Source organism: Arthrobacter sp. K41, from assembly GCF_059089645.1.
Map to the genome: position 1 here is coordinate 113,958 of NZ_JBNHEW010000003.1, position 12,200 is coordinate 126,157.

General features: G+C 66.0%; 12 protein-coding genes. 6 read left to right on the top strand and 6 right to left on the bottom strand.

Translation table 11 applies throughout. The features are described 5' to 3' along the window. Nucleotides 1–7 precede the first annotated feature (7 nt). Complete coding sequence (locus tag AC5RTE_RS08155; RefSeq protein ID WP_494040889.1) at nt 8–1,615, bottom strand: carboxyl transferase domain-containing protein; 1,608 nt, start codon at nt 1,613–1,615, stop codon at nt 8–10. A gap of 140 nt (nt 1,616–1,755) precedes the next feature. Between AC5RTE_RS08155 and AC5RTE_RS08160 the strand changes: the two genes are divergently transcribed. Further along, a complete protein-coding gene (locus AC5RTE_RS08160) occupies nt 1,756–2,520 on the top strand; it encodes an SACE_7040 family transcriptional regulator (protein ID WP_494040890.1) in 765 nt (254 codons plus the stop codon). A gap of 97 nt (nt 2,521–2,617) precedes the next feature. On the opposite strand, the gene AC5RTE_RS08165 is transcribed toward AC5RTE_RS08160, so the two are convergent. The 3 genes from AC5RTE_RS08165 to pdhA are packed head-to-tail and all read right to left on the bottom strand — an operon-like array spanning nt 2,618 to nt 6,230. Next, nucleotides 2,618–4,033: a dihydrolipoamide acetyltransferase family protein gene (locus tag AC5RTE_RS08165; protein ID WP_494040891.1), complete on the bottom strand. Its 1,416-nt coding sequence runs from the start codon at nt 4,031–4,033 to the stop codon at nt 2,618–2,620. Next, nucleotides 4,030–5,040, bottom strand: a complete 1,011-nt coding sequence (locus AC5RTE_RS08170; protein WP_494040892.1) for an alpha-ketoacid dehydrogenase subunit beta — start codon at nt 5,038–5,040, stop codon at nt 4,030–4,032. The genes AC5RTE_RS08165 and AC5RTE_RS08170 overlap by 4 nt, the downstream gene beginning before the upstream one ends. Then, nucleotides 5,040–6,230, bottom strand: coding sequence for a pyruvate dehydrogenase (acetyl-transferring) E1 component subunit alpha (gene pdhA / locus AC5RTE_RS08175; RefSeq protein WP_494040893.1), 1,191 nt, complete (start codon nt 6,228–6,230; stop codon nt 5,040–5,042). The genes AC5RTE_RS08170 and pdhA overlap by 1 nt, the downstream gene beginning before the upstream one ends. 192 nt (nt 6,231–6,422) lie before the next feature. On the opposite strand from pdhA, the gene AC5RTE_RS08180 reads away from it, so the two are divergent. Both AC5RTE_RS08180 and AC5RTE_RS08185 read left to right on the top strand, forming a co-directional pair. After that, a complete protein-coding gene (locus AC5RTE_RS08180) occupies nt 6,423–6,896 on the top strand; it encodes an Lrp/AsnC family transcriptional regulator (protein ID WP_494040894.1) in 474 nt (157 codons plus the stop codon). 132 nt (nt 6,897–7,028) lie between these two features. After that, nucleotides 7,029–7,628, top strand: coding sequence for a hypothetical protein (locus tag AC5RTE_RS08185; protein ID WP_494040895.1), 600 nt, complete (start codon nt 7,029–7,031; stop codon nt 7,626–7,628). Nucleotides 7,629–7,707: 79 nt separating this feature from the next. Here AC5RTE_RS08185 and AC5RTE_RS08190 read toward each other — a convergent pair whose 3' ends face one another. Together AC5RTE_RS08190 and AC5RTE_RS08195 are read right to left on the bottom strand one after the other, a co-directional pair. After that, a complete protein-coding gene (locus AC5RTE_RS08190) occupies nt 7,708–9,324 on the bottom strand; it encodes a monocarboxylic acid transporter (RefSeq protein WP_494040896.1) in 1,617 nt (538 codons plus the stop codon). Beyond that, nucleotides 9,321–9,701, bottom strand: coding sequence for a DUF485 domain-containing protein (locus AC5RTE_RS08195; protein ID WP_494040897.1), 381 nt, complete (start codon nt 9,699–9,701; stop codon nt 9,321–9,323). Before AC5RTE_RS08195 ends, AC5RTE_RS08190 begins: the two co-directional genes overlap by 4 nt. A 183-nt stretch (nt 9,702–9,884) precedes the next feature. On the opposite strand from AC5RTE_RS08195, the gene AC5RTE_RS08200 reads away from it, so the two are divergent. The 3 genes from AC5RTE_RS08200 to AC5RTE_RS08210 are packed head-to-tail and all read left to right on the top strand — an operon-like array spanning nt 9,885 to nt 12,198. Beyond that, the gene (locus tag AC5RTE_RS08200; protein WP_494040898.1) at nt 9,885–11,093 is read left to right on the top strand and encodes a sensor histidine kinase; all 1,209 of its coding nucleotides are present in this window, start codon (nt 9,885–9,887) and stop codon (nt 11,091–11,093) included. Nucleotides 11,094–11,134: 41 nt separating this feature from the next. After that, on the top strand, nt 11,135–11,851 hold the full coding sequence (locus AC5RTE_RS08205) for a LytR/AlgR family response regulator transcription factor (protein ID WP_494040899.1): 717 nt from the start codon (nt 11,135–11,137) through the stop codon (nt 11,849–11,851). After that, nucleotides 11,848–12,198 carry a DUF485 domain-containing protein gene (locus tag AC5RTE_RS08210; RefSeq protein ID WP_494040900.1) on the top strand — a complete coding sequence of 117 codons (351 nt, stop codon included), beginning with the start codon at nt 11,848–11,850 and terminating at the stop codon, nt 12,196–12,198. The genes AC5RTE_RS08205 and AC5RTE_RS08210 overlap by 4 nt, the downstream gene beginning before the upstream one ends. Nucleotides 12,199–12,200: the final 2 nt, after the last annotated feature.

Here is a 12,200-nt window from a genome sequence, read left to right on the forward strand (position 1 = left end):
ACTGGGCTCACATCCTGAAGAGGCCGAAGGAGGTTTCCGGCAGCGGGGCGCGGGACACCACGTCCAGTGCCAGCCCCAGGACCGTCCGGGTGTCCACGGGATCGATCACGCCGTCATCCCACAGGCGGGCGGTGGAGTAGTAGGGGCTGCCCTGGTCCTCGTACTGCCGGCGGATGGGCGCCTTGAAGTCTTCCTCGTCCTCAGCCGACCACTCCTGGCCGGCTGCCTCGTACTGCTCCCGCTTCACGGTGGCCAGGACGCTGGAGGCCTGATTGCCGCCCATCACGGAAATCCGGGCGGCGGGCCACATCCACAGGAACCGCGGCGAATAGGCGCGGCCGCACATCGAGTAGTTGCCGGCACCGAACGAGCCTCCGATCACCACCGTCAACTTGGGCACACGGGCTGTCGCCACGGCGGTGACCATCTTGGCCCCGTTCTTCGCGATGCCGCCCTGCTCCGAATCCTTGCCCACCATAAAACCGGAAATGTTTTGCAGGAACAGCAGCGGGATTCCACGCTGGTCGCACAGTTCAATGAAGTGCGCGCCCTTGAGGGACGATTCGCTGAACAGGACGCCGTTGTTGGCCACGATCCCCACCGGGTGCCCGTGCAGCCTGGCGAAGCCTGTCACCAAGGTGGCGCCGTACTCCTTTTTGAATTCGTGGAACCGGCCGCCGTCCACCAGCCTGGCGATCACCTCATGGACGTCGTACGGGGCGTTGACGTCCGTTGGAACAGCGCCGTAGATCCCGCCAGGATCTGCTGCGGGTTCGACGGCGTCAGCCACCTCCCACACCGGTGGTGCCGGCGGCGGCAGGGTGGCCACGATGTCCCGGATGATCTGCAGCGCGTGTTCGTCGTTTTCGGCCAGGTGGTCCGTCACGCCGGAGATCCTGGAGTGCACTTCCCCGCCGCCGAGTTCCTCAGGAGTGACAATTTCACCGATCGCGGCCTTCACCAGCGGCGGCCCGCCCAGGAAGATGGTGCCCTGGTTCCGGACGATTACGGTCTCGTCACTCATGGCCGGAACGTAGGCACCGCCGGCAGTGCAGGAGCCCATGACCGAGGCGATCTGGGGAATCTTGGCCGCCGAGAGCCTGGCCTGGTTATAGAAGATCCGGCCAAAGTGGTCCCGGTCCGGGAAAACCTCATCCTGCTTGGGCAGGAAGGCCCCACCGGAGTCCACCAGGTAGATGCAGGGCAGCCGGTTTTCGAAGGCGATTTCCTGGGCCCGCAGGTGCTTCTTCACGGTCATCGGATAGTACGTTCCGCCCTTGACGGTGGCGTCATTGGAAATCACCAGCACATGCCTGCCGTGAACCAGCCCGATCCCCGCAATCACGCCGGCGCCGGGGGCCTCATCGTTGTACATCCCGGTGGCGGCCAGTGGCGCAATTTCGAGGAAGGGGCTGCCGTCGTCGAGCAGCTGGTCGATGCGTTGGCGGGGCAGGAGCTTTCCCCGGGCCACGTGGCGTTGCCTGGACTTTTCGGGCCCGCCCAGGGCGGCGTCGGCCAGCTTTTTCCGCAGCTCCCCGGCGAGCGCCAGCTGCTCGGCGCGGTTGGACGCAAAGGCCTCGGCCGTTGCGTCAAGCCGGGTGGCAAGGGTCTCCATTGACGGTCCGTTCCTGTTCCGGTCCGAGCTGTCCAAGCAACTCGGTTAGCGCCCAATAACTGAAAATCAGGTTAGTCTGTATTAACTGTGAAGTCCAACACATACCGCTCTGGCTGACGCCGCGGGGCCGAGGAGGAAACGTGGCCGGCACCGACGCCACCAAGACGGGCGGACGAGGATCCTCGATCCAGTCCCCGGCTGCGGATCCGGGTCCGGCAGGCGTTACCGCCGGCCGGCCCGAACCAGCCACCCAGCGCGTCCCGTCAGCGCAGCGCGTCCAGTCAGCGCAGCGCGTCCAGTCAACGCAGCGCGGCAAGGCCAAGGAAAACCGCCGCCAGGCGCTGCTGTCCGCCGCGGCTTCGCTGTTCGCCGTCAACGGGTTCAACCGGGTATCCCTTGAAGACCTTGGAGCAGCGGCAGGAGTCAGTGGCCCGGCCGTTTACCGTCACTTTCCGGGCAAGCAGGCCGTCCTTGCCGACCTGCTGGTGACCGTCAGCCAGGAACTGCTGGACGGCGGCCGTGACGTTGTTGACCAAAATCCTGATCCCGCCTCCGCCCTGCGGCGCCTGGTGGAGTTCCAGGTGGACTTCGCCCTCGGCAAGCCTGACGTCATCCGGGTACAGGACCGGGACTTCAGCAACCTGTCCGAGCAGGACCAGGCAGCCGTGCGTACGCTTCAGCTGAATTACGTCGAAGTCTGGGTGGACGTGCTCGCCCGGCTGCATCCGGACACGGACATCGCGGAGCTGCGGATGCGGGCGCACGCCACGTTCGGACTGATCAACTCCACGCCGCACTCGGTCCGCAGCCACGGCCGGAAGATGGCGGCACGAACCGCCCGTCCCCTGCTGGAAGGCATGGCTTTGGCTGCGCTGCTGGTGGAGGTCCCGCAGGGCTCCCCGTAAGGCCCCGGTTCTTCAACAGCCGAAGGGACGCGCGGCCCGGCAGGAAACGTACGGCCCGGCAGGCCCGGCCGGCGGCAGCGGTCCAGCAACTGCCGGCTCAGACCATCGTGAGGACCATTCCGGGCTCTGCGAGGATCGCGCCTACATCTGCCAGGAAACGCGAGCCCTGCTCGCCGTCCACCAGGCGGTGGTCAAAGGACAGGCTCAGTGTGAGGACCTGGCGCAGCGCCACCTGGCCCTGGTGCTCCCACGGCATGTTCCGCACCGCTCCCAACGCCAGGATGGCCGCCTCCCCCGGGTTGAGGATGGGCGTGCCGGCGTCGATCCCAAAGACACCGATGTTGGTGATCGAGATAGTTCCCCCGGACAAGTCCGCGGGTGTGGTCTTGCCCGCCCGGGCGGTTTCGGTGAGTTCCGTCAGGGCATCGGCCAGCTGCAGCAGGGACAGGGTGTCCGCGTCCTTGATGTTGGGAACGGTGAGTCCACGCGGCGTCGCGGCGGCTATGCCGAGGTTCACGTAGTTGAACGTCACAATCTGCTGGTTTTGCTCGTCCCATCGGGCGTTGAGGGCGGGATTGCGCCGCAGTGCGATGAGTACGGCTTTCGCCGCCAGGGTGAGCGGAGTCAGCTTGTGGCCGCTGAAGCCGCGGCTTTCCTTGAGCCTGGCCAGGAGCTCCATCGATGGGGTGACGTCCACCGTGAGGAATTCGGTGACGTGGGGCGCGGTAAAGGCACTCTGCACCATTGCAGCCGCCGTAAGCTTCCGCACGCCTTTGACGGGCGTCCGGGTTTCCCGCCCGCCCTGCTGTGCCGCCAGCACCGGGGTTTCTGCTTCCCACGCAGGAGCAGCCGCCCTCGGCGACCTGCCGTCCAGGAATTGCTGGACGTCCTCGCGGGTGATCAAGCCGTGCGGGCCGGTTGCTGGAACCAGCGCCAGGTCCACGCCCGCGTCCTTGGCAAACTTCCGCACGGGCGGAGTGGACCGGGGGCGCATTGCGCCAGGGTCGGTTACGGCAGGCCCTGTTCCGGCCGGCTCAACCAACGGTTTTGTCGCTGCTGCCTCGGCCACCGGGGCCGCAGCAACCCGGAGCAGGTTGCGGGGGCGCCGTGCCGGACGGGCGGAGCTTTCGACGACGGCGCCGTACCCCACGAGGTTGGGTTGCCTCCTGGCGGGTTCCCCCTCCCGGCCCGCGGCGGAGGCGGCCGGGCCAGCCGGGGACAGAGCAGCGGTACCGGACCCTGCTGAGGCAGTGCCGGCGTCGTCTGCCACTTCAAAGGAGACGATGGGCTTGCCTACCTCCACGATGGTGCCGGGCTGTTCGTGCAGTTCCCGGATGACTCCGGCAAAAGGGGACGGGAGCTCCACCACCGCCTTGGCGGTTTCCACCTCGGCGATTACCTGGTTCAGGCTCACCGTATCCCCCACCCCCACTTTCCAGCTGAGGATTTCCGATTCAGTGAGTCCTTCGCCCAGGTCCGGGAGCCGGAATTCCTTGATCATGGTGGCGCTCATCCTTCCAGCCCGCTGAGGGAGTTGGGCCGGCCCAGGGCACGGTCCACGCCGTCGAGGATGCGGTCCAGGCCCGGCAGGTGGTGCATTTCCAATTTGGAGTACGGGTATGGGATGTCGAAGCCGGTCACGCGGACAGGCGCCGCTTCAAGGTAGTAGAAGCACCGTTCGGTAATGCTCGCTGCCACTTCCGCGCCGAGGCCTCCGGACTGGCCCGCCTCGTGGGTGATGACCAGGCGGCCGGTCTTGCGGACTGAGGACACCACGGTGTCGTAGTCCACGGGCGCGAGCGAACGAAGGTCGATGACTTCGATGGAGATACCTTCGTCCGCGGCGGCAAGGGCGGCGTCCCGTGCTGTCTTTACCAATGGACCGTAGGCCACCAGGGTGACGTCTGTGCCGTCCGCCAGCACCCTCGCCTTGTCCATGGGTGCCGCTGACAGTGGGTCAAGCGCCTCGTCCACTTCACCCTTGTCGTGATAGCGGCGCTTGGGCTCAAAGTACAGGACGGGGTCGTCGCAGGAGATGGCCTGCTGGATGACGGTATGCGCGTCCTGGGGGCTGGAAACAGTCACCACCCGCAGCCCTGAGGTGTGGGTGAAGTAGGCTTCCGGGGATTCCGAGTGGTGTTCAGGTGAGCCGATGCCGCCGCCGAACGGCACCCTGATGGTGATGGGCATTTTCACCGCGCCGCGGGTGCGGTAGTGCAGTTTGGCCACCTGGCTGACGATCTGGTCTAATGCCGGGTAGATGAAGCCGTCAAACTGGATTTCCACCACGGGCCGGTAGCCGCGGTAGGCCAGTCCCACGGCGGTTCCCACGATGGCGGACTCGGCCAGCGGCGTGTCCACAACGCGGTGCCTGCCGAAGTCCTTTTGCAGGCCGTCTGTAATCCTGAAGACGCCGCCAAGGGCACCGATGTCCTCGCCCAGCAGGACCACCTTTGGGTCATTTTCCATTGATTTGCGCAGGCCGGCGTTGATGGCACGGGCAAAGGTCATCTGGGTCATCAGCGTTCACCTTTTTCTGAGACGGCTTCTGCGGGATCACCGAAGGAGGCCAGGTAACGGGTGTAGTGGTCCTGCTGCCGGTCCAGCCAGGAGTTGGGGGTGCTGTAGACGTGCTTGAAAACGTCCAGCGGCTGGGGCTCCGGCATGGTGGTGCAGCCCGTGCGCATGTCCCGTGCAACGGCGTCGGCCTTGTCCTTGACCTGCTGCTTGAACCCTGCCGTCAGGAGGCCTTTGCGGTCCAAAAGCGCTTCGACCCGGCTGATGGGGTCCTTCGCTGCCCAGTCCTCGAGTTCATTGGGGTCCCGGTAGCGGGTGGGGTCATCGGCCGTGGTGTGGGGGCCCATCCGGTAGCTGACGGCCTCAATGAAGGTGGGGCCGCCGCCGCGGCGGGCACGGTCCAGGCCCACCCGCGTTGCCGCCATGACGGCAAGGACGTCGTTGCCGTCCACCCGGAGGCTGGGGATGCCGAACCCGGCGGCCCGGTCCGCGAGCTGGATGTGCGACTGAACGCGCACGGGCTCGGAGATGGCCCAGTGGTTGTTGGTGCAAAAGAACACGACAGGCACCTGAAAGCTCGCGGCAAAGACCATCGCCTCGTTGACGTCACCCTCGCTGGTGGCGCCGTCGCCGAAGTAGGTGACGGCCGCGGAATCGGCGCCGTCGTTCTGAATGCCCATGGCATATCCGGTGGCATGCAGGGTCTGGGCGCCGATGATGATCTGCGGCGTGGCCATGTTAATGGAGTAGGGGTCCCAGCCGGACGAGGCGTTTCCGCGCCAGACCCGGACGATGTCCGTCAGGCCGACACCACGGCAGTAGGCCACACCGTTTTCGCGGTAGCTGGAAAAAACGAAGTCGTCCGCGCGCAGGGACCGGGCGGAGCCGACCTGCGCCGCTTCCTGCCCCAGCAGTGGCGGCCATAAGGCGAGTTCGCCCTGCCTTTGCAAGGCAGTGGCTTCAACGTCGATGCGCCGGACAACAGTCATGTCCTCGAACAGCGAGCACAGCTGCTCGTCAGTAATGTCCTGGACCCAGGGGTCGAATTCCGGGTGGCTTATCCGCTCCCCCCGGGGAGTGATCAGCTGGACAAGACCCTTGCCCTGCCGGTGAATATCCGCCCCGGCATCAGCACCCGCGGCATCTGCAAGCGGGGTATTTGCGCCGTCCTGGCCGGTTCTGTCTGTAGACACGATAGCCGCACCTTCTCACGTTGTTGACCAGCGGATTCGGGGACTTGTGGTCCCGCCTGCCTCCGGCCCCCGGGCGCCGTTGCCGCGGATACTGTGACCCTACTCACAATGCTCATTGGGTACAACCACCAGGTCGGTTATTTAGCACAATGCTCTGTGTGGCGGCTTGTGACGGTGCTAACGTTGCGCACTATGCAGGCTCTGGATGGCACTGACACCCGCCTTTTGTCCGCCCTCGCCCAGGATCCGCGGCGGACGGTGGTGGCGTTGGCCCAAAAGCTGGGCCTGTCCAGGAATACGGTTCAGGCGCGGATGGCCCAACTGGAGAAGAAGCACGTTTTCCTTTCCTTCGAACGCAGGATCAATCCCGTGGCCTTGGGATATCCGCTGATGGCGTTTATATCCGTCCACGTCCAGCAGCAAAAGCTCGCCGGGCTGGCAACGGCACTGGCCGGGATTCCGGAGATCCTCGAAGGCTACGGGCTCACCGGTCCGGCCGACCTGCTGCTCCGGGTGGTGGCACTGGACGCCGAGGACCTCTTCCGCATCAACGGGAAGATCCTGGCGTGTGACGGCGTGGACCGGACGGACACTGCCTTGGCGATGGGTGAGCTCATCCCCTTCCGGATGCAGCCCCTCCTGGAGCGGGGCCCGCGAAACGGCTGACAGTGCCGGCGGATCGCCGTGGAAGTACGACGGCGGCAGCGCGGGAATATAGGCTGTTGCAAGTTATTCACGGGTGCCGGGAGGTCCCCGCAACCAGGCGGGTGCCATACATCACGCCGGAGAGGCTCGATCTTGGGCAATCCTCAGGAACCGTACCAGCCGGGACAGCCCGGGCAGGCGCCGCAGCAGCCGCCCCTGCCCCCGCAGCAAGTGCCGGGCTACAGCGGGCAGGCTTACCAGGCTCCCGCCGGGGCGTATGGGGAACCGGGCCCGTTTGGCCTGCCGGGCCGGCAGCCTCCGGTCAAGAGCCGGCGGAAATTGTGGATTGTGTTGGCGGCGATCGGCGGTGTCCTGCTTTTGGTGGTCCTGGGCGTCATCATCCTGGTTAACGTGGTGGGAAGTGCCACCAACCAGGCGAGGGGCGTTGCTGACGGTTTCACAAAGATGGTCATCAGCGGCAGAAGCTCAGAGGCTTACGACGAGTACCTTGACCCTGCCCTGAAGGAACAGCTGTCCAAGGAAGCGTTCATCGCCGGAGTGGACACCCTGGAGATGGACGATTCCTGCAAGCCGACGTATAACGACCTCCAGGTGGGAACCGAGAACGGGACCAAGGCGGCGGACGTGGCAGGTGTCATCACCTGCGAGGGCAAGGAAGTGGACCTGGCCTACCGCTTCGAAGGTACCGAGGACCTGAAGATGACCAACATCAAGCTCCGGCCCAAGGCCTGACTCCCCCGCACACGAAGGAGCCTCGGCGCCGCAGCGCCGAGGCTCTTTCCGTGATGCCGGGTAACCCTTGAGTCAGGGGTCAGTGGTTGACTGCCTTTTCTGCCCCGACCCCGGTCAGGGACCGGACTTCCATTTCGGCCTGCTTGGCGGTGTCTTCGCGCTTCTTGTCCAGGACGGTTCCGAGCCAGCCGAGGAAGAACGCCAGCGGGATGGACACAATGCCGGGGTTGCTCAGCGGGAAGATCGCGAAGTTGGCGTCCTTGATCATTGAGGTCGCGCCGCCGGAGACCACCGGCGAGAACATGATCAGGACGATCGCGGCGCCAAGCCCGCCGTACATGCTCCAGACCGCACCCTGGGTGGTGAACCTCCGCCAGAACAGGGAGTAGACGATGGTGGGCAGGTTGGCGGAGGCGGCGACGGCGAAGGCCAGCGCCACGAGGAACGCCACGTTCTGTCCGTTGGCGAGGATACCGCCCAGGATGGCCAGGACACCGATGACCACCACAGTGCGCCGGGCCACCTTGACCTCGGTGTCGGCGTCGGCCTTGCCCTTGGAGATGACGCTTGCGTAGATATCGTGGGCGAAGGATGCGGCGGCGGTGATGGTCAACCCTGCCACAACGGCGAGGATGGTGGCGAAGGCCACGGCCGAGATAAAGCCCAGCAGCAGCGGCCCGCCCAGGTAGAAGGCCAGCAGCGGGGCCGCGGCATTCACACCGCCCGGTGCCGTCCGGATGGTGTCGGGACCAACGAGAGCGGCGGCGCCGTACCCGAGCACCAGCGTGAACAGGTAGAAGAGCCCGATCAGCCAGATGGCCCACACCACGGACTTGCGGGCTTCCTTGGCGGTGGGGACGGTGTAGAAACGCATCAGCACGTGCGGCAGGGCGGCGGTTCCAAGGACCAGCGCGAGGCCCAGGGACATAAAGTCCAGCTTGGAGGTTTCGGTCTTGCCGTACTGCAGGCCCGGGTTGAGGACGGCCGGGTTGTTGGCCGTCTCAACTGCTGCGCCCAGCAGGCTGGAAAGGTTGAAGCCGTAGATCGCCAGGACCCAGATGGTCATGACGGCCGCGCCGGCGATAAGCAGGACTGCTTTAATGATCTGCACCCAGGTGGTGCCCTTCATGCCGCCGATGAGAACGTACATGATCATCAGGCCGCCGACGACGATGATCACCAGGGCCTGGCCGCCCCAGTCGCTGATGCCCAGCAGCAGCGAAACAAGGCTTCCGGCCCCTGCCATCTGGGCCAGGAGGTAGAAGAAGCAGACGGCCAGCGTGGAAATGGCGGCGGCGATGCGGACGGGCCGCTGCCGGAGGCGGAAGGACAGCACGTCCGCCATGGTGAACTTACCCGTGTTGCGCAGGAGTTCGGCCACGAGCAGCAGTGCCACCAGCCAGGCCACCAGGAAGCCTATGGAGTACATAAAACCGTCGTAGCCGTTGACGGCGATGGCACCGGTAATGCCCAGGAACGACGCTGCCGAGAGGTAGTCCCCCGCGATGGCCGTGCCGTTCTGTGAGCCGGTGAAGGACCGGCCTGCGGCGTAGTAGTCGGCCGCGGTTTTGTTGTTCCGGCTGGCGCGGAAAACAATGACCATGGTCACGGCCACGAACAGGGCGAAGACGCCCATGTTCAGGAGGGTGGTGTCCTTGAGCGCGGCGACGTCCACCGCTGCGGCAATCCCGATCATTTGTTTACCTCGCCCACGCGGTTGCCGTCCTTATCAAATTCATGCCCCTCGATTTCGTTCCGGATCTCCGCTGCGATGGGGTCCAGCTTCCGGTTTGAGTAGCTGACGTACCAGCTGGTGATCGCGAACGTCGAGACGAACTGGAGCAGGCCGAGGATCAGCCCGACGTTGATGTTGCCCCAGACCTTGGTGGACATAAAGCCCACCGCGTAGTCAGCCAGCAGGACGTAGGCGAAATACCACAGCAGGAATGCGATCGCCATGGGAAAGACAAAGCTGCGGTGACGCTTGCGCAGTTCCTGGAACTGCCCGGTCGACTGGACTTGTTCAAAGTCCACGGACGCCGCTGCGTCCGGAGTGTGGGCATCGTTACCCATCGTTCCTCCTCATTGAGACTTGCCTTGGACACACACCGGCCGGCAAATCCAGTCAGGGCTACCGCAAGTGTGACTGCAATCACTCTGCGGGCGATGGGCAGTACAAGCCATACCCGGCCCGCCGGCGGTCGCTCAACGGTCGGGATGCTGCGCCAAACGGCACCCGCCACTACGCTGGGCACCATGCCTGACTCCCCCCTCCTGACTGCCGCGGCGGTGGCAGTGATCGCCATGGCCGTCGCCGTCGTCGTCGGCGTGGGACTCAAGGTGCTGCGCTCATTCCGGGACCTCGGCACCGACGCCGAACGCGCCACGTACCACACCCTGCATGCGGCATCCCAGGCCGGCCAGCATCTCCGGCGCGGACTGAACCCCGCCGGCGCGGCAAAAGCCGGCAAGCAGCTGCGCGGGCTGCTCGGTTCCGACGCGCTGGCCATCACAGACACCACCGGCGTACTCGCGTGGGACGGTGCCGGCGAGGAACTGAAACCGCAACTGATGGCCCTTGCCGAAGGGGTGCTGGCTGGGGGGCGGACTGCGGTGCTGCTGGCGGGTTATCCCACCGGACCGGGCGGTGCCCCGAAGCGCGGTACGGGCGGGCCGCTCGCGGCGGTGATCGCCCCGGTGCGGGCCGGCACCCGCGTGGTGGGGGCGGTCGCTGCCTTCGCCCCGACAGCCGGCGCGGGCCTGGTGCGGGCCACCACAGAAGTGGCCGACTGGGTGGCCGTGCAGGTGGAGCTTGCCGAGCTTGACGCATCACGGACACTGCTGATGGAGGCTGAGGTCCGGGCGCTGCGCGCCCAGATCAGCCCGCACTTTATCTACAACTCGCTCAACGCCATCGCCTCCTTTATCAACACCGACCCTGCCCGGGCCCGGGAGCTGGTAGTGGAGTTCGCCGACTTCACCCGCTATTCCTTCCGGCGGCACGGCGACTTCACAACGCTCGCCGAGGAGCTCCGCTGCATCGATCGCTACCTCCTTTTGGAACGTGCCCGTTTTGGCGAGCGCGTCCAGGTCAGCCTGCGGGTGGCCCCGGAGGTCCTCAGCACCGTCATCCCCTTCCTCAGCCTGCAGCCGCTGGTGGAAAACGCCGTCCGGCACGGGCTGGAGGCCAAGGAAGGGCCGGGGCACATCAGCATCAGCGCGAACGACGCCGGCGCCTTCGCCGAGGTGACTATTGAGGACGACGGCGTGGGCATGGACCCTGCGCAGCTGCAGTCCATACTGGCCGGCCATACCGACGGCGAGCACGTGGGCCTGCGGAATGTGGACGCCCGCCTCCGCCAGGTCTACGGCAACGACCACGGGCTGGTCATCGACACCGCCCCCGGGGAGGGGACCCTGATCACCATGCGGGTCCCCAAGTCCCAACCCGGCCACGACGCGTGACCCCGCACACCAGGCGCCAGGCGGGAACGTACCCTAGGAAGATGATTAACGTCCTCGTCGTCGATGACGAGCTGCCCGCCGTTGAAGAACTGGCATTCCTCCTCGGCCGGGACGACCGCATCGGCACCGTCCTCCGCGCCACCTCCGGCACCGAAGCCCTCCGGGCCCTGGCAGCCAGCCCGGTTGACGCCGTATTCCTCGACATCCATATGCCGGCGGTCTCCGGGCTGGATATTGCCCGCGCCATCTCCGGGAGCCGGAATCCGCCCGCCGTGGTCTTTGTGACCGCGGACGAGGACCACGCGCTCAAGGCCTTCGAACTCGCCGCTGTGGACTACCTGCTTAAGCCGGTCCGGGCCGAACGTCTGGCCCGCTCCGTGGGGCGCATCAGTGAACTGCGCGACGGCGGTACGGCACCGGAGATGATCACCGTTGACCAGGGCGGTACCACCAGGATGATCCGGCGTGACGACGTCACCTATGTCCAGGCCCAGGGCGACTATGCACGGTTGCACACGGCTGATGCGAGCTACCTGATCCGGGTGCCGCTGGCGGACCTTGAGCAGCAGTGGGCCGACGCCGGCTTCATCCGGACGCACCGCTCCTACCTCGTTGCCCTGAAGCACGTTACGTCCATGAAGCTGGCTGCGGACGGTCCCTGCGTCACCGTTGCAGGTGCCGGCCTTCCCATCAGCCGGCGCCACCTGCCAACGGTGCGGGAAAAGCTGGGGGCCACCCGGATCAGGCCGCACGCATGAGCAGGGTACGCGTTACCGCCCCCCGTTCCGCTGCACTTCCTCCCCGGGACAGCCGGGAAGCGGCGCAGGATTCCGAGGTAGGGCAGATCTTCGTCAGGTCGCTGATCCGGTCGCAGCTGCGCCTGGCGCTGGTGGTGGCTGCCGGGTTCCTGCTGATCCTTGGCGCTTTCCCGCTGCTGCTGGCCGTGGTGCCGGGGCTGGCGGAGACCCGCGTTGCGGGGATTCCCTTTGACTGGCTCCTCCTGGGCGCAGGCATCTACCCCCTGATCGGACTCAGCGCCTGGCTGTACGTCCGCACCGCTGCGCGCAACGAGGCACGGTACCGCGACCTGGCCAAGGACCAGTGAGG

Bases quoted from the DNA above. Each gene is read 5' to 3' on its own strand.
- AC5RTE_RS08195 (WP_494040897.1), bottom strand. From the start codon at position 9,701: ATGGGTAACGATGCCCACACTCCGGACGCAGCGGCGTCCGTGGACTTT.
- AC5RTE_RS08205 (WP_494040899.1), top strand. From the start codon at position 11,135: ATGATTAACGTCCTCGTCGTCGATGACGAGCTGCCCGCCGTTGAAGAA.
- AC5RTE_RS08170 (WP_494040892.1), bottom strand. From the start codon at position 5,040: ATGACCCAGATGACCTTTGCCCGTGCCATCAACGCCGGCCTGCGCAAA.
- AC5RTE_RS08180 (WP_494040894.1), top strand. From the start codon at position 6,423: ATGCAGGCTCTGGATGGCACTGACACCCGCCTTTTGTCCGCCCTCGCC.
- AC5RTE_RS08165 (WP_494040891.1), bottom strand. From the start codon at position 4,033: ATGAGCGCCACCATGATCAAGGAATTCCGGCTCCCGGACCTGGGCGAA.
- AC5RTE_RS08210 (WP_494040900.1), top strand. From the start codon at position 11,848: ATGAGCAGGGTACGCGTTACCGCCCCCCGTTCCGCTGCACTTCCTCCC.
- AC5RTE_RS08155 (WP_494040889.1), bottom strand. From the start codon at position 1,615: ATGGAGACCCTTGCCACCCGGCTTGACGCAACGGCCGAGGCCTTTGCG.
- AC5RTE_RS08200 (WP_494040898.1), top strand. From the start codon at position 9,885: ATGCCTGACTCCCCCCTCCTGACTGCCGCGGCGGTGGCAGTGATCGCC.
- AC5RTE_RS08190 (WP_494040896.1), bottom strand. From the start codon at position 9,324: ATGATCGGGATTGCCGCAGCGGTGGACGTCGCCGCGCTCAAGGACACC.